Below are 16,727 nucleotides of genomic sequence, written 5' to 3' on the forward strand. Positions count from 1 at the left end.
CAAGGCCCGCTCTTTCCGAAGTGTTTTGATCGGTTAGATCAGAACGACATACGCACGCCGAGGTCAGCGTAGGTTTCGCCAGCGAAGCCCGAGTGGATTGCGCCAGCAAGGGTTGCGCCGCCGAGGTCGTAGGCAGCGCCCAGACCGTAAGCGGTGTCAGCTGCAGCAGCGTCCGAGTCAGACACATATGCACCCAAGGTGATGCCGTTGATGGTGTAGTTGCCATAGATCGTGGTGGTTTTGCCGAAACCGGACGTACCGTTGTCGTTGTAGTTCAAGCCAACGTTTGCGACGTCGTTCACTTTGTAAGCCACGCCAACGAAGGTCACGTAGTTGCCGACAATGCCTGCGCCTTTGTCAGCGTAAGCCGCTGCAACGGTGAACTGACCCATGGTGTAGTCAGCTGCGATCGAAGTTTCGTTCGCGTCATCGGTCGTGTCGTTCTGGTCTGCTTGAACGTACGAAGCTTTCAGGTTCACACCCGAAACCGAGTAAGCTGCATAGACACCAACGCGATTTACTGCGTATGGGCCGCTGCTGAACGAGAAGAACGAGCCTTGCGGATCGCCGTAGGACGATTCGGTGAAGCCAATTTCCGGGTTGTACATCAGAGCAACCGAGTCGATTGCGGTGTTGGCGTTACCAACTTCGACGCGAACGCCGCTTGCTTCAACGTACAGCATTGCCGGGCTGAACTCAGCAGCATTACGGTCGCCGCCAGTGTCCGCCACGGCGGTGTTTTGGGCGTTCTGGAAACGGATACGACCACCGTAGGTGACGCCGTTGTCAGCTTCGAATTTTGCGTTCACGTTCACACGCAAACGGTAGGCCAGTGTGGTTTCGGCTTGGCCGACACCAGCTGTGTCGTCATAGACCAGACCGAAACGGCCCGAACCGCTCAGGGTGATTTCAGCCGAAGCTGCGCCAGCGGTTGCTGCGAGCAGCGCGGTGGTGAGAAGAAGTTTGTTCATGGTGTTTCCTCGTTTTTTCTCAAAGACGCGACCATACTCAAGCGATGCTGAAGCAGGTATGACGCCGTTTTCCCCTGCCACGGGCCTGATTGCAACGGCAAGCGCAGCAATCGGGCCAATCGGGCAATCGGTGATGCACGCTTGCCACAGTCGCAGCGCCCGCCACGGCCGCAGCTTTTGGTGCAAAAACCTTGAACTGTGGATGCGTGCAGGCGCGCTTTTACCAGAAGCGCGGTTGGTTGCGCGCGATTCTTAAGTCTTTCCCCGCGGGGAAGGCCTATGGTTTTTTGCATACAGGGCACCATGCGCAGACCTAAGCCCCACTTTTGGTAGAGAGGCCCTGCTGTGCCACAAGCTGTGCGTGGGCTGAAACCCTGCGTCCGGCGGAAAAGCCTTGGCACGCCCGAGGCTGTCAGTATAAACAGCGACAGGTTGGCATGGGGAAACCGGATGATCTTGCGTCGTATCATGGGTAAAGCGCTGAATTTTGGGCTGATGGCCGCGCTTTTGACCGGGATTTCCGCCTGTGGCCTGTTGGGTAAAGCTGGCGGCGGGTCGTATGACCCGAAAGTGCAGGCCGAACTGTCGCGCGAAAACCGCGAAGCGGCGAAGGGTCGCCAAACCGGGATCGGTCAGTTGTTTCGCAAATCGGACAACCCCAACACCACGGTTGAAGTCAACAAATACCTCTGGAAGGCCAGCCTCGACATTCTGAACTTTCTGCCCATCGAATCGGTAGACCCGTTCACCGGGGTGATCGTGACCGGGTATGGCACGCCTCCGGGTGGGGGCCGCTCGGTGCGCGCGACGATCTATGTGCAGGACCCGGCCCTGGATGCGCGCAGTCTGAAAGTGGCGATGCAGGGCAGCGGTGGCGGTGCGGTGTCGCCTGAAACCATCCGCGCGGTGGAAGATGCGATTTTGACCCGCGCGCGTCAGTTGCGTATTCAAGACAGCGGGCTGTAAGCGCGCTTCTTTGCTCAAGTTGGGGCCAGCCCCCGCTTCAGCGTTTCTTCGCTGCTACGCAGCAAACGCCTACGTACCCCGGGATATTTGAGCACAGAGGATGTGGGCAGGCTGGACCTTGGCCCCCAAGCCAGTGTAATTGCGCCAAGGAACTAGCCTGAGGGGCCTGATATGTCGCGCTACGAACCCAAGACCATCGAAGCTAAATGGCAAGCGGCTTGGGATAGCGCCGAGACGTTCAAGGCGCGGCGCGACCCGTCCAAGCCGAAGTATTATGTTTTGGAGATGTTTCCCTATCCGTCGGGCCGCATCCATATGGGCCATGTGCGCAACTATACCATGGGCGATGTGGTGGCGCGCTATAAGGCGGCGCAGGGGTTCAGCGTTTTGCATCCGATGGGCTGGGACGCCTTCGGGATGCCCGCCGAAAACGCCGCGATGGAACGCGGCGGTCATCCGAAAGAATGGACTTACGGCAACATCGCCGAGATGCGCAAGCAGATGAAGCCACTGGGCCTGTCGATTGACTGGTCCCGCGAATTCGCCACCTGCGATCCGGAATATTACGGCCAGCAGCAGGCAATGTTCATCGACATGATGGCCAAGGGCCTTGTGTACCGCAAGAACGCCGTGGTGAACTGGGACCCGGTCGATATGACCGTGCTGGCGAATGAACAGGTGATTGACGGCAAGGGCTGGCGCTCGAATGCCGCCGTTGAGCGGCGTGAGTTGACGCAATGGTTCTTCAAGATCAGCGATTATTCCGCCGAATTGCTGAGCGCGCTGGACGGGTTGAAGGATTGGCCCGAAAAGGTCCGCTTGATGCAAGCCAACTGGATCGGCCAATCGCGCGGCCTGCAATTTGCGTTTAGCACCACAGGCGCGCCGGATGGCTTTGACCGGATTGAGGTGTACACCACCCGCCCCGACACCCTGCTGGGTGCGTCGTTTGCGGCGATCTCGCCCGATCACCCGTTGGCAAAACACCTGGAGCGTCACGACTCTGCCGTGGCCGCCTTCACCGCCGAATGTCGCAAGGGTGGCACCACCGCCGAAGCGATGGAAACCGCCACGAAGATTGGCATGGATACTGGCATCCGCGTGCTGCATCCGTTTGATAACACCGTCGAACTTCCGGTTTATATCGCCAATTTCGTGCTGATGGATTACGGCACCGGGGCGATCTTTGGTTGCCCCGCGCATGACGCCCGCGACTTTGAATTTGCCACCAAATACGGCCTGCCGATCCCTGCGGTGTTCCTCCCCGAAGGCGCAGAAGAAGTGGCACTGGATGAAGCCTACGTCCCGATGAAATCCGAGCGTGTGCAGTATATCCGCGGCTTTGCAGGCAATGATCTGCAAACTGGCGAAGACGCCGTCGCCGCCGCCATCGCGGAATGTGAAGCCCGGGGCATCGGTCGCGGTGTGACCAACTACCGCCTGCGCGATTGGGGCATCAGCCGTCAACGCTATTGGGGTTGTCCTATTCCGGTGATCCATTGCGCGGTTTGCGGTGTGGTGGCCGAAAAGAAAGAAAACCTGCCCGTCAAGCTGCCGGATGATGTCACGTTCGACATCCCCGGCAATCCGCTGGACCGTCACCCGACATGGCGGAACTGCACCTGCCCGAATTGCGGCGCCGATGCCCGCCGCGAGACCGACACGATGGACACCTTCGTGGACAGCAGCTGGTATTACGCCCGCTTCACCGCCCCCCATGCGACAACGCCAACCATCGCGGAAGATGCCGACTACTGGATGAACGTCGATCAATACATCGGCGGCATCGAACACGCGATTCTGCACCTGCTGTATTCCCGCTTTTTCGCCCGCGCTATGCACGCCACGGGCCACTTGCCCGCGAAAGCCATCGAACCGTTCAACGCCTTGTTCACCCAAGGCATGGTGACGCATGAGATTTACAAAACCACCGACGCCAACGGCCGCCCAGTCTATCATTTGCCGGAAGATGTGACGAGTTTCAGCTTGGCTGACCGCCGCATCACCGTGCTCGGCGATGTGCCGCCGCCCGATCCCGATATGATCGCCGACATTGACGCATGGCTTCAGGGCCTGAACGACGAAGGCGCGCTGGTTGAGGTGATCCCCTCTGCCAAAATGTCGAAATCGAAGAAAAACGTTGTCGATCCGATGAATATCATCGAGGCGTTCGGGGCCGATACCGCCCGCTGGTTCGTGATGTCCGACTCTCCCCCGGAGCGCGATGTGGAATGGACAGCCTCGGGTGCCGAAGCCACCTTCAAACATCTGTCCCGCGTCTGGGCCCTGTGTTCGCGCATCGGCGACATGCCCGCCGACCATCAGGGCGTCGGTGATCAAGACATCGCAAAAGCCACCGCCCGCGCCGTCGAGGACGTCACCCGCAGCATCGAAACCTTCGCCTTCAACAAGGCCATCGCGGCGCTTTACGGCCTGACCAACACGCTGGCCAAAGCCAACGGCTCTACCCATGCTATGAAACATGCCATCCGCACGCTGGCGCAACTGATGTGCCCGATGACGCCCCACATCGCCGAATCGATCTGGACCTATCAGGGCGGCGCGGGCCTGTGTGCCACAGCCCCCTGGCCGAAAGCCGACCCGGCCCTGCTGGTGGATGATACCGTCACTCTGCCGATCCAGATCAACGGCAAACGCCGCGCGGAAATCAGCGTGCCAAAAGATATGCCCGCGTCCGAGGTTGAAAAGATCGCGCTGGCGGATGAAGCTGTGGTGAAGTTCCTCGCAGGTGCGCCTGTGAAGAAGATCATCGTTGTGCCGGGGCGCATCATCAATGTCGTCATTTAACCGCCGCCTGTTCCTGCTAATGCCGCTTGCCGTTACGGCCTGCGGCTTCACGCCCGCCTATGGCCCAAATGGCCCCGCCCAAGGCATCCAATCCAGCATCCGCGTCGCCGACCCCAACGACAAAAACGCCTTCGACCTTGTGGAACGTCTCGAAGAACGCCTCGGCCGCCCCAGTGCCGACCGCTTCGATCTGACCTACACGATCAAAACCACCGCCACCGGAGTAGGCATTACCCCCGACAACGCCATCACCCGCTATAACCTGAACGGCGTGATCGACTGGGCCCTGACCAACCGCGCCACAGGCACCCGCGTCAGTGGCGGGCAAGTGAAAAGCTTCACCTCCTACTCCGCCACCGGATCGACCGTCGCGGGCCTCGCTGCCCAGGAAGACGCCGCCCGCCGCCTGATGCGCATCCTCGCTGACCAGATCACCGCAAGACTGCTGGCGACCTCTGGCAGCTGGAACACATGAAACTCGCCGGCATTGAAGCCTCCCGCTACTGCGCCAAACCCGACCCCAACCGCGCAGGGCTCTTGATTTTCGGGGCCGACACCATGCGCGTAGCGCTGAAACGGCAAGAGGCGATCGCTGCCCTGATCGGCCCACAAGGCGAGGCTGAAATGCGCCTGACCCGCATCCAAGCCTCAGACCTCCGCAAATCCCCCAGCCTGTTGACCGACGCCACCCGCGAAGCAGGCTTCTTCCCCGGCCCCCGCGTGGCTTTCTTGGAAGATGCCACCGATGGCCTCACCGCCTCCATCGCCGCCACCCTGCAAGACTGGCGCGCGGGCGATGCGCAGATCGTGGTGACAGGGGGCAATCTGACCGGAAAATCCACCCTGAAAACCTTGTTCGAGAAACACCTGAACGCCGTCAGCATCGGCCTTTACGACGATCCACCGACCCGCGAAGAAATTGAGGCTGAACTTACCAAAGCTGGCCTGAAAAACTTCGCGCCGCAAGCGATGGCCGACCTCGCCACCCTCGCCCGCGCCCTCGACCCCGGTGATTTCCGCCAAACCCTGGAAAAAATCGCGCTTTACAAATACAACGACCCCACCCCCCTCACCCCCGAAGAAATCCAAGCCCTCGCCCCCGCTACGATTGAGGCTGAGGTCGATGATCTGATCGCCGCCGCCGCTGATCAAAACGCCAAGCTGATCGGGCCGCTGCTGCGCCGACTTGAGGGCCAAGGCATCCTGCCCGTCACCCTGTGTATCGGCGCACTTCGCCATTTCCGCAGCCTGCATATCGCCGCTTCTGACCCCGGCGGTATTTCTTCGGGAATCATGAAAGCCCGCATCTTTGGCCCCCGCCGCGACGCCATGCAACGCCAAGCCTCCAACTGGGGCATGCTGCGCCTTGAAGATGCGCTCAGCCTGCTTGTGGAAACCGACCTCACCCTGCGTTCGACCTCGCGCGCGCCCGCGATGGCGGTGATGGAGCGCGCGCTGATCCGATTGGCGATGATGAAGCGCGGCTAAATCCCTACGATTTATCTAAAATTTGCTTTCACACTGGCTCAAACATCAAACGGGGGTCCGGGGGTGTGAAACCCCCGGTTCCATGCCAGCCGCAAGCGAAACCTTGACCCCGCCCGTCCCACCTGCTTCAACCCAACCAAACCACAGCAGGCCCACATGCCCAAATCCTCCTCGCCGATCGAGATTTTCCTCGCCCCTCTCACCAAACTTGCCCTCAAACACCCCGAGGTCGAGGCCGAAGTGATCTGGGCCAACAGCACCGAATGGGAACCCCAGCAAGGCACCGATGCCCTGCTAGAAGCCGAAGAAATCCCGTTCTACGCCGAGGGCTTGCTGCTGGAAGGCTTCCAGATGCACTACCAAATCCTAGCGGATAGCGACCTACCGAAAGACGCAGCCCATGTCCGGTTGTTCTTCTGGCAAACCGATCCTCCGACACTGCCGACCCCAGAGTCCGAACTCACTTTGATCGCAAGCGCCACATGGCCCAGCTAAGCAAAACCCTGAAACACATCCTGCACGGCCTCGGCCCCTCGATGCCCGCGCCAAAGCCGACCGAGGCCCTGCGCTCAGGCCTCGGAGCCGCGCTTGGCCTTGCCCTCACCGCCGCAGTGCTCTGGCTGCTTAACCCCAGCGCCAGCCTGATGACACATCCCGCCCTGATCGCCCCTTTCGGGGCCTCCAGCTTCCTGATCTTCGCGGTGCCGAACAGCCCGATGGCGCAGCCTTGGGCGGTGGTCTTGGGAAACATTGCCTCCGCCCTCGCCGCCATCGTGATCCTGCATGCGGGCCTGCCCGCGCTGCCCGCGGCAGCAACCGCCGTGATGCTGGCCGTCTTCGCCATGGCTGCTTTGCGCGCCATGCACCCGCCGGGCGGTGCCGTCGCCCTCGCCACCGTGCTTTCGGCCCAAGCCGATCACCTCCCCGGCCTGCCCTACCTTCTCCTCCCCGTCGCCAGCGGCAGCCTTGCGCTTGTTCTGCTCGGCATAGCATGGAACCATGCGACCGGTCGGCGCTACCCGTTCCGCATCGCCGCTGAACCCGCGCAACATGGCACCAAAGACAATGCCCCAGACCGCCGCTTTATCCCCTCGCCCGAAGTGCTCGCCGCCACCCTGACCCGGCTCCGCCTCGGTTCAAACCTTGGCGTCGAAGACCTTGCCCGCCTGATCGAGACGGCCGAAACCGAGGCCAACGCCCGCAACCTTGGCCCCACCAACGCCGCACAAATGATGTCGCGCGACCTGATCCAGATCGCCCCAAACACCAAGCTTCCCGACCTCGCCGAAAGCTTCCGCAGCCACCGCTTCAAGTCCCTGCCGATCCGCAACCCCGATGGCAGCTTTGGCGGCCTCGTCTCACAATCCGCCCTTGTTGGCCGAGCTGACCCAAACCTCTCTGCCCGCCAACTGCTAGACACCAGCACCCGAACCGCGACCCAACACACCCCGCTGGCCGAGCTTATCGCCCTCCTTGCCGACGGCGGCCAACAGGCGATCCCCATCCTTGAAGGCACCACGCTTGTCGGCCTGATCACCCGCTCTGATATGATCGCCCTGCTGTCAGGCCACATGCCCAGCTAAGACCCCACGGAGACTGCAAATGCCCCATGTCTACGACACCCTGCACCAAGCCTGCGCTGCGCTTGGCACCCGCCTGTTCACCGTCACCGTGCAAGATTTAACGCTGGATGTGGCGCGCCGCGCCTATACCTCGCATCCGGTCGAATACCCGGTATCGGGCACCAAACCGCTGACCCGCGACGGCTGGTATGACTTCTGCATCACCGGGCAACACACTTTTGTCGCCAACACCACGCCCGAGTTTGCGAAATACTTTTTCGACCACGCCCTGATCACCTCGCTGGGCCTCGGCTCTTGCATCAACATCCCGCTGGTGGAGGCGGGTCATGTCCTCGGCACCGTCAACCTGCTGGCCGAAGAACACCACTTCAGCCCAGAAAAACTGGCGGCTTACGAAGCCCTCGTGCGCAAATACCACGCTGAACTTGCGGCCGAACTCGCCAAAGGCTAAGGCATCGGGCCAGCCTCCGTGCGCAAATATCCTTGGGGTCCGGCGGGCTAGCCATCGGCTAACCCGTCATTCCGCATCGCGCCTTTATTGTTTGATCAAAATACTACCGCCACGCCGCGATTTTTTGTTGCGAAACCGCGCCGCCCCGCTACCCTGATGCGATGACCGGGAACCCGGCTTTGCTCAATCACAGGGAGCTTTCGATGACCAAAACCCACAGATCCGCCACGGCTGCAGCGCTTCTCGCCAGCCTCGCCACCGCCATCACCCCCGCCTTCGCCGAGATGACCGAGGTTGGCGCCTCGGAAGGCCAAGTCAATATCGTCGCTTGGCCGGGCTATATCGAGCGCGGCGAAACCGACAAAGCCTATGACTGGGTCACCAAATTTGAGGCCGAGTCGGGCTGCAAGGTCAACGTCAAGACCGCCAACACCTCGGACGAAATGGTCGCTTTGATGAACGAAGGCGGCTTCGATCTGGTCACCGCTTCGGGCGACGCCTCGCTCCGGCTGGTGGCAGGCAAGCGCGTGCAAGCAATCAACACTGCGCTGATTCCGTCTTGGTCGAAAATCGACCCGCGCCTGCAAGATGCCAAATGGTTTACCGTCGATGGCGTCCACTACGGCACCCCCTATCTGTGGGGACCTAACGTGTTGATGTACAACACAGATGTGTTCAAAGAAGCGCCAAAGTCGTGGAACATCGTGTTCGAGAAGATGGATCTGCCCGATGGCAAATCCAACGAAGGCCGCGTGCAGGCCTACGATGGCCCGATCCACATCGCCGATGCCGCGCAATATCTGATGTTCCACAAGCCGGAACTGAAAATCACCTCGCCCTACGAGTTGAACGAGGATCAATATAAAGCCGCTCTCGATTTGTTGCGCACCCAACGCACTTTGGTCAGCCGCTACTGGCACGACGCCTATATCCAGATGGATGACTTCAAGAACGAAGGCGTCGTCGCCTCGGGCTCGTGGCCGTTCCAGGTCGGCCTGCTGCAATCTGAAAAACTCCCGATCGCCTCGACGATCCCCGAGGAAGGTGCCACCGGCTGGGCCGACACCTCCATGCTCGCCGCCGATGCTGCCAACCCGAACTGCGCTTACAAATGGATGGAGCATACGCTGAACTCCAACCTGCAATCGGATCTTTCGGTCTGGTTCGGTGGCAACCCAGTGGTGCCCGCCGCCTGCACCGATAAATCGGGGATGCAGACGGCTGAGGGTTGCACCGCCAACGGTCTGGATAACTTCGACAAAATCCGGTTCTGGACCACCCCTACTGCCAACTGCGCCCAAGGCGAGGGTGCCTGCGTGCCCTACTATCGCTGGGTGTCGGATTACATCGGCGTGATCGGCGGCCGTTAAAACCAGCGGTGCGTGAGATCACGCACCCTACCCCTGTGGCAGGGGCCAACGCCCCTGCCTGTCCCTCCCGCCTTGGCGGATAAAGGCCCCACAACATGCCCGCAGCCGTAGAATTTCGTAGCGTTTCCCGCCACTTCGGCCCCGCTTCCGCCCCGATCAAAGCCGTAGATGGCGTCGATCTGACCATCGCCGAGGGCGCATTCTTTGCCATGCTCGGCCCCTCGGGTTCCGGCAAAACCACCTGCCTGCGGCTGATCTCGGGCTTTGAATCGCCCACTGCGGGCGAGATTTGCATTTTCGGCCAGAATGTCTCCAACACCCCGCCACATCTGCGCAACGTCAACACGGTGTTTCAGGATTACGCTCTGTTCCCGCACATGAACGTCCGCGACAACGTCGCCTACGGGTTGATGGTCAAAGGCATGGGCCGCGCCCAGCGCTACGCCAAAGCCGAGGAAATGCTCGCCCTCGTTCATCTCGACGCCTACGGCAGCCGTAAACCCGGCCAACTGTCGGGCGGTCAGCGCCAACGCGTCGCCCTCGCCCGCGCCTTGGTCAATGAGCCGAAAGTGCTGCTGCTGGATGAACCCCTCGGGGCGCTGGATCTGAAACTGCGCGAAGCGATGCAGGACGAGCTGAAATCGCTGCAACAGCGCCTCGGCATCACCTTCGTCTTCGTCACCCACGACCAACATGAAGCCCTCTCAATGGCCGACAGCCTCGCGGTGTTCAACGACGGCAAAATTGCCCAGATCGGCACCCCCGCCGAAATCTACGCCCAACCCAAAACCCGCTTCGTCGCCGATTTCGTCGGCTCTTCCAATGTGCTACCGCCCGCCCTTACCCAAAGCCTCGGCGGCCCCGCCAAATGGTCGTCCTTGCGCCCCGAAACCCTGCATATCGACCCAGCCGGTGCACTTTCCGGCATTGTCACCTCACTACGCTACCTCGGCTCCGGCCACCGCGTCGCGATCACCACCCAAGGCCAAGACATCGCCGCCATCCTGCCCTCCGGCACAGCCCTCCCTGAACCCGGCCAAGAAATCCGCCTCGGCTTCCCGCCCGAGGCCCTGCACGTCATGGTTGATCCCTAATGCGCCGCAATTTCACATTGGTGATAAATACTTCCGCCGGAGGCTCCCGCATCCGCGTCAGGAGCCTCCGGCTGGAGTATTTCAAAAAGAGCAACTGCAAGAGGGTCGCACCATGACAGCCATCCTCCCCGCCAAATCCATAGCTGACCGCCTGACCACCCTGTTCTGGCGCAAGCCCAAGCTGCTTCTGGCGCTGCTGATCACCCCGCCACTGCTGTGGCTTGGCGTGATCTACCTTGGCTCTCTCGCCGCGCTCTTGCTGCAATCCTTCTATTCCATCGACGAATTCTCCGGCATGGTGGTGCGCGAATTCACCCTGAAAACCTATGGCGAACTGCTGCGCCCGCAGAACTATGACATCATCCTGCGCACCCTTACGATGTCCGCCGCGGTCACCATCGGTTCGGTCATCCTTGCCTTCCCCATCGCTTACTATGCCGCCCGCTATGCCAAGGGCCGCTGGAAAGCCGTATTCTACCTTGGCATCATGCTGCCCTTGTGGTCGTCCTACCTTGTCAAAGTCTACGCCTGGAAACTGATCCTCGCGAAAGAGGGCATCCTCACCTGGGCCGTCACGCAAACCCACACCAACTTCCTGCTCGACGCTGCCCTCGCTTTGCCCGGTATTGGCGGCAATTCCCTGTCCACTAGCTATATCGGCATGTTTCTGGTGTTCACCTACGTTTGGCTGCCCTTCATGATCCTGCCGATGCAGGCCGCGCTGGAGCGTGTCCCCACCTCGATGCTGGAGGCCAGCCAAGACCTTGGCGCCACCAGCAGCCAAACCTTCCGCACCGTGATCGTTCCCCTCGCCCTGCCGGGCATCATCGCAGGCTCGATCTTCACCTTTTCCCTCACCATGGGCGATTACATCATCCCGCAGATCGTCGGCAATTCGGCCAATTTCATCGGCATGGCGGTCTATCAACTGCAAGGGACCGCCGGGAATACCCCGCTCGCCGCCGCTTTTGCCGTCATCCCCATCGTGATCATGCTGATCTACCTCAGCCTCGCCAAACGCGCCGGAGCTTTCGATGCGCTCTGACCCCAACGCAGCCCCACTCTCGCTCAAAATCGCAGCCATCGGCGGCCTGCTGTTCCTGCACCTGCCGATCCTGCTGATCTTCCTCTACGCCTTCACGACCGAGGAACGCACCTACGCCTTTCCGCCGCCCGGCCTGACCTTGAAATGGTTCGCCGCCGCATGGGAGCGCCCGGATGTCTGGCAAGCCCTATCGCTATCCCTGCAAGTCGCCTTCGCCGCCACGGCATTGGCTATGATCCTTGGCACGCTGATTTCCGCCGCCATGGCGCAAGCCCGCTTCTTCGGGCGCGAGCAAATCTCTCTGCTGATCATCCTGCCCATCGCGCTGCCCGGCGTGATCACCGGCATGTCGTTGCGTTCCGCCTTCGGCTTGATGGACATTCCGTTCTCGACCCTGACCATCATCCTCGGCCACGCCACCTTCTGCATCGTCATCGTCTACAACAACGCTGTCGCGCGCTTCCGCCGCCTGTCAGGGGGGGTGCTAGAGGCCTCGGCCGATCTAGGTGCCAATGCCTTTCAGACCTTCTGGCATATTCTGCTGCCCAACCTTGGCACCGCGCTGCTGGCAGGCGGGATGCTGGCCTTCGCGCTGTCGTTCGATGAAGTTATCGTGACCACCTTCACCGCAGGCCAACAAGCCACCCTGCCGATCTGGATGCTGGAGGAACTGATCCGCCCCCGCCAACGCCCGGTCACCAATGTCGTCGCGATGGTGGTCTTCGCCGCCACCTTCTTCCCGATTTTGCTGGCCTATTACCTGACCCGCAACGGCTCCGAGACTGCCGGGTCAGGCAAGTAACCCCGCCGCAATTCGGTCGAAACTATGAAATATAAGGTGGAAACGGCCCCCCCGACCTCTGCGGCGTGGCCCCAGCACTGATGCGGCACCAGCAAGGCCCGCCGCATCAGCGCGCCTTAAAGCCCCAGCACCATATCGCGATGATCAATTCCGGCATCATCGTAAACCGGCCCCATCACTTCAAACCCCAACCCCTTGTAAAACCCAAGCGCATGCACCTGCGCGCCCAGCTTGGCCTTCGTCACACCCTCAACCCCGCGAAACCGCGCCACAGCCGCCTTGATCAACGCGGCGCCAATTCCCGCCCCTCGCGCTTGGCTTAAAACACAAACCCGGCCAATCTTGCCGACCTCGCCCTGCACCAGCAGTCGCGCTGATCCGACCGCCTGACCATCCAGCAACGCCAGAAGATGCAGCGCCACATCGTCGAGATCATCGACCTCGTCGGCCTCTGAAACACCCTGCTCCTCGATGAACACCACCCGACGCAACTGCCGACACAGCGCGATGTCCCGAGTCTCGACAATCGCTAGCGTCACGCGAAGTAGTCCCGCAGCACCCGCGTATAAATCGCCTTCAGCGCATGGATCTGCGCCACCTCGACCCTCTCATCGACCTGATGCATGGTCTTGCCGACCAAACCAAACTCTACCACCGGGCAATGATCCTTCACAAACCGAGCGTCTGAAGTCCCCCCCGAAGTCGAATACTCTGGCACCCGCCCGGTTTCCGCCTGCACCGCCTTTGCGACCAAAGCCGAAAACTCCCCCGGCAAGGTCACAAAACTTTCGCCCGAGATCGTCACCCGCAAAGAAATCTTCACCCCGCTCAAAGCCTGCACGGCCTCTGCATGACCCTGCAACCATTCCGTCAAAGACGCCCCAGAATGGCTGTCATTAAACCGGATATTCACCGTAGCCATCCCGCGTGCCGGAATCACATTCGTCGCTTTATTGCCGCAATCAATCGTGGTGATCGCCAGCGTCGAGGCGTCAAAATGCGCTGTCCCCGCGTCCAACGGCTCTGCCTCTAGTCGCGCCATCAGGGCGACCAATGCACTCATCGGATTCTTCGCGCGATGCGGATAGGCCGAATGGCCCTGCACCCCCACTGCCGTAAAATAACACGTCATCGAACCGCGGCGCCCGATTTTCATCATCTCGCCCATTTCATTCGGGCAAGTGGGTTCCCCCACCAGACAATGCGTCATCCGCTCGCCATTCAGCGCCATCCAGTCCAGCAATGCCACCGTGCCATCCAGCGCATCAGCCTCCTCATCGCCCGTGATCGCCAAAATCACCGCGCCATCGGGCGGCGTCTGCTGCACAAAATCCACCGCCGCCGCCGCAAAGGCCGCAACGCCCGACTTCATATCGGTGGCCCCCCGGCCATACATCCAGCCATCGACCACTGCCGCGCCAAACGGGTCCTGCGTCCAAGCCGCCAGATCGCCCACCGGCACCACATCGGTATGACCGTTAAAGCCAAACGATTTGTTCGCCCCCGCCACACCCCAGCGCGCATACAGGTTGGCAATCCCGCCGCGATCCACCCGCGTGCAGGTAAACCCCGCGGCCTGCAAAACTCCTGCCAGCAGCACCAAGGCACCACCTTCCTCCGGCGTGACCGAGGCACAACGGATCAGATCAGCAGTCAGTTTTTCAGGATCGAGCGGGAGATGTGCAGCCATGACAGACGCCTTTTGCTAAGAAACCATACCGCCCCGAGATACCGCCGCGTCCAAATCAATGCAACGGCCCGCAATTGTGTGCCCCACGCGCAACCATTGTGCCCCGGCAGACCTCTGACGCCAAAAGACAATGGCCGCGCCGCCGCATCCCGACTAATCTAAAGATACAAAATTGCGATAAAGATATTTCATGCGACGGGGCCAACGAGCCCTTTGGGCGGCAACGCACGTCACAATGGCAACCGAGGCAAAGATGACTGCGGGCGACTTGCACACCCAGACCACGGCCCCCTTCCGCCCGATAGCCCCGGGTCAATCGGGCATAGGCAGATGACGGACAGCTTGCACCAAGGCTGGGTCGCGCTGTCGGATCGCGGTCTGTTTGCGCCCGCCACGCCGGATGCCATGCTGCACCAAGGCCTGTTCGTGATGGAACTCGCACTGCCGCTGCAAAACGCAAGCCTTTTGCTGGACCACCAATCCAACGCCGGCTGGCCACGCACCTTCGCGATCTTCCACGACCCCGCCACCGGCATCGTCATCCTGCACCGCCAAGGCAAAGCCGTCGCCCGCCATGTCCTGCCCGGCCCCCTGCCGCAAGGCAAAGGCACCGCCCGGCTGTCGTTCCATTTCAACGCTCCCGCTAGGCATTGGAGCCTGTCCTTTGAACTTCTCGGCACCGACCCGCCGATGGCGATCACCGCCGAGGGTCAGAACCCATTGCCAATCCCGCTGTCCGATCTGCACACGCTCTGCACCCAACACCGTCCCTCTGGCCCGGTGCTGTGGTTTGGCCTGACCGAAGGCGCGGCCCCGCCCCGAGTGGCCCCCTGGATTGGTCTGCGCACTCCGGTGCAAACCAGCCTCGGCCCGGTTCTTGCAGGCCATCTGAAACCCGGCGACATCCTGATCACCGAAGACGGCCCGATGCCACTGCGCGCCGCCCAGCGCCTCGCCCTGCCCGCCCGTGGCAGCTTCGCCCCCGTCCTGCTGCGCGCGCCGTTTTTCGGCCAAACCCAAGACATGCTGGTCTCCGCCGATCAACTTTTGGCAATCTCTGGCCCCGAGGTGGAATACATCTTCGGCACCGACGCCGTGCTGATGCCCGCCGGAGCCTTGGTGGATGGCCGCACCGCGCTTTCAGACCAGCGCCGCGCCATCACCGGATCGGTCGCGCTCGATTTGGGCGGCCCCGCGCTGATTGAAGCCAACGGCTGTCAGCTTGCCATCGGCAAAGACCCTGCTTGCGATCTGCCGCTGCGTTGCTTGCGAACTTACGAAGTGCTCACCTTAATGACCCTTCTGGGCCGTGCCCCCCGGCGGGCTGCCTGAACCAGATAGACATCAGGCAGCAACCAATCGGCACCAGACTTTGATGCTTGGGTGCGTTGGACGATGGAAAAGCAACAAGCCTGCGCCGCTGCGGACTTCTGTGCCGCCCGTATGCTTTACCAGTGTCTGGCTTGCGCTGTGGTCATCGCCATTGCGCTTGCAGGACAAGACCCGACGGGCGCTTTTTAGCAGAATACGCTACGGCATCATCACCCCCGCCAAGCATTTACCAATCTTGAACACTCATCGCAAAAATGCAGATGCAACATGGCGAAACGTTGGGGTGTCACACTAAAGTCACCCCTCAGATTTGCGTTGACTGCCCGTCAACGCAATAAAACCTAAATTTAGATATCAATCAAAAAATGGCGTCATCTGCGATTGATCCCCCTAAGCCATTGTACTCAATAAAATAAGGGCCTAGTGCTTGCCATGTACCCAAAACTGTACCATAAACTGTACCAACTCGACTTGGTACACAGCACAGAAAAATGGCATCGCAAAAGGTCGAAGGCACCCGGATTCGTGGCGGGCGTTACTTCCTAAACCTACATATTCCAGCCGAGTTGCAGCCCGCTTTCGGTGGCAGGGACCGCCTCACCACCAGCCTCAAAACTGCCGATCCTACTATGGCAAAGGAAGGCGTTATCACGGCCCAAGCAGAGCTGATCAAACGCAAAAGACGGGTTGAAATTATCGCCACCCTGCCAACCGATCAAAGGGCCTTGATCGAAGAGGCCGGGACCGTGGAAGCCCTCCGCAAGCAGTTTGATCGCTCCGAAATGGCGCGTGTGTTCCTTGTCGCTGGCGGGGCTATCACCGCGTCAGACCTTCAAATAGCTGTGGTGAAGGAAGACCCTAGGCGTGTCAGCATACCTCGCCACGAACGCCAGCACCTTATGCCTCAACCGTCCAAGATCGCAGAACGCGACATGGCGGAAGCTGCCCACAAGGCTGAACTTGAGTCCTTTGACCGGACCGTGGACCTAGGCTCTGGACTCATTGATCATATCCAGAAGATGACGATGGCCGCGATGGCGATGGCTGACATGAAGGTGTGGGCGCAGCGGTCGTAGCGGGTGTGGATGCGCCGCCAATCCTTCAGCTTGCCAAACATGTTCTCGATT

At 60.8% G+C, this 16,727-nt stretch carries 15 protein-coding genes and 2 pseudogenes; 13 read left to right on the forward strand and 4 right to left on the reverse strand.

The window, feature by feature from the left end:
- Window positions 1-38: 38 nt before the first annotated feature.
- Window positions 39-971, reverse strand: a complete 933-nt coding sequence (locus Q7V03_RS16340) for a porin (RefSeq protein WP_304926652.1) — start codon at window positions 969-971, stop codon at window positions 39-41.
- A 450-nt stretch (window positions 972-1,421) separates the two neighbouring features.
- Between Q7V03_RS16340 and Q7V03_RS16345 the strand changes: the two genes are divergently transcribed.
- The 11 genes from Q7V03_RS16345 (at window position 1,422) to Q7V03_RS16395 (ending at window position 12,578) form a co-directional block, all read left to right on the forward strand.
- On the forward strand, window positions 1,422-1,937 hold the full coding sequence (locus tag Q7V03_RS16345; protein ID WP_304926653.1) for a DUF3576 domain-containing protein: 516 nt from the start codon (window positions 1,422-1,424) through the stop codon (window positions 1,935-1,937).
- A gap of 171 nt (window positions 1,938-2,108) precedes the next feature.
- A complete protein-coding gene (gene leuS, locus Q7V03_RS16350; protein WP_304926654.1) occupies window positions 2,109-4,745 on the forward strand; it encodes a leucine--tRNA ligase in 2,637 nt (878 codons plus the stop codon).
- Window positions 4,732-5,220 carry an LPS assembly lipoprotein LptE gene (gene lptE / locus Q7V03_RS16355; protein ID WP_304926655.1) on the forward strand — a complete coding sequence of 163 codons (489 nt, stop codon included), beginning with the start codon at window positions 4,732-4,734 and terminating at the stop codon, window positions 5,218-5,220. Before leuS ends, lptE begins: the two co-directional genes overlap by 14 nt.
- Window positions 5,217-6,233: a DNA polymerase III subunit delta gene (holA, locus tag Q7V03_RS16360; protein WP_304926656.1), complete on the forward strand. Its 1,017-nt coding sequence runs from the start codon at window positions 5,217-5,219 to the stop codon at window positions 6,231-6,233. Before lptE ends, holA begins: the two co-directional genes overlap by 4 nt.
- A 156-nt stretch (window positions 6,234-6,389) precedes the next feature.
- Window positions 6,390-6,728 carry a hypothetical protein gene (locus Q7V03_RS16365; RefSeq protein WP_304926657.1) on the forward strand — a complete coding sequence of 113 codons (339 nt, stop codon included), beginning with the start codon at window positions 6,390-6,392 and terminating at the stop codon, window positions 6,726-6,728.
- Window positions 6,716-7,816 carry an HPP family protein gene (locus Q7V03_RS16370; RefSeq protein ID WP_304926658.1) on the forward strand — a complete coding sequence of 367 codons (1,101 nt, stop codon included), beginning with the start codon at window positions 6,716-6,718 and terminating at the stop codon, window positions 7,814-7,816. Before Q7V03_RS16365 ends, Q7V03_RS16370 begins: the two co-directional genes overlap by 13 nt.
- A gap of 19 nt (window positions 7,817-7,835) precedes the next feature.
- Window positions 7,836-8,267, forward strand: a complete 432-nt coding sequence (locus Q7V03_RS16375) for a GAF domain-containing protein (RefSeq protein ID WP_304926659.1) — start codon at window positions 7,836-7,838, stop codon at window positions 8,265-8,267.
- 203 nt (window positions 8,268-8,470) lie between these two features.
- Window positions 8,471-9,637, forward strand: coding sequence for an ABC transporter substrate-binding protein (locus Q7V03_RS16380; protein WP_304926660.1), 1,167 nt, complete (start codon window positions 8,471-8,473; stop codon window positions 9,635-9,637).
- Window positions 9,638-9,732: 95 nt separating this feature from the next.
- Window positions 9,733-10,731 (forward strand): ABC transporter ATP-binding protein, encoded by a 999-nt coding sequence (locus Q7V03_RS16385; protein ID WP_304926661.1) that lies wholly within the window; start codon window positions 9,733-9,735, stop codon window positions 10,729-10,731.
- Window positions 10,732-10,843: 112 nt separating this feature from the next.
- A complete protein-coding gene (locus Q7V03_RS16390) occupies window positions 10,844-11,776 on the forward strand; it encodes an ABC transporter permease (protein WP_304926662.1) in 933 nt (310 codons plus the stop codon).
- Complete coding sequence (locus tag Q7V03_RS16395) at window positions 11,766-12,578, forward strand: ABC transporter permease (RefSeq protein WP_304926663.1); 813 nt, start codon at window positions 11,766-11,768, stop codon at window positions 12,576-12,578. The genes Q7V03_RS16390 and Q7V03_RS16395 overlap by 11 nt, the downstream gene beginning before the upstream one ends.
- A gap of 116 nt (window positions 12,579-12,694) precedes the next feature.
- Here the strand turns inward: Q7V03_RS16395 and Q7V03_RS16400 are convergent, their stop codons facing one another.
- Window positions 12,695-13,117, reverse strand: a complete 423-nt coding sequence (locus tag Q7V03_RS16400; protein WP_304926664.1) for a GNAT family N-acetyltransferase — start codon at window positions 13,115-13,117, stop codon at window positions 12,695-12,697.
- Window positions 13,114-14,268 (reverse strand): succinyl-diaminopimelate desuccinylase, encoded by a 1,155-nt coding sequence (gene dapE / locus Q7V03_RS16405; protein WP_304926665.1) that lies wholly within the window; start codon window positions 14,266-14,268, stop codon window positions 13,114-13,116. The genes Q7V03_RS16400 and dapE overlap by 4 nt, the downstream gene beginning before the upstream one ends.
- A 330-nt stretch (window positions 14,269-14,598) precedes the next feature.
- Here dapE and Q7V03_RS16410 point away from each other — a divergent pair, with 330 nt between their 5' ends.
- Together Q7V03_RS16410 and Q7V03_RS23920 are read left to right on the forward strand one after the other, a co-directional pair.
- Window positions 14,599-15,600: a Hint domain-containing protein gene (locus Q7V03_RS16410; protein ID WP_304926666.1), complete on the forward strand. Its 1,002-nt coding sequence runs from the start codon at window positions 14,599-14,601 to the stop codon at window positions 15,598-15,600.
- A 491-nt stretch (window positions 15,601-16,091) separates the two neighbouring features.
- A pseudogene (locus Q7V03_RS23920) lies at window positions 16,092-16,256 on the forward strand (DUF6538 domain-containing protein); the annotation flags it as partial.
- A 350-nt stretch (window positions 16,257-16,606) separates the two neighbouring features.
- On the opposite strand, the pseudogene Q7V03_RS16415 reads toward Q7V03_RS23920, so the two are convergent.
- Window positions 16,607-16,727, reverse strand: a pseudogene (locus Q7V03_RS16415) (IS5/IS1182 family transposase); the annotation flags it as partial.

Source organism: Cypionkella sp. (assembly GCF_030652235.1).
In the GTDB taxonomy this organism is placed as follows: Bacteria; Pseudomonadota; Alphaproteobacteria; order Rhodobacterales; family Rhodobacteraceae; genus Cypionkella.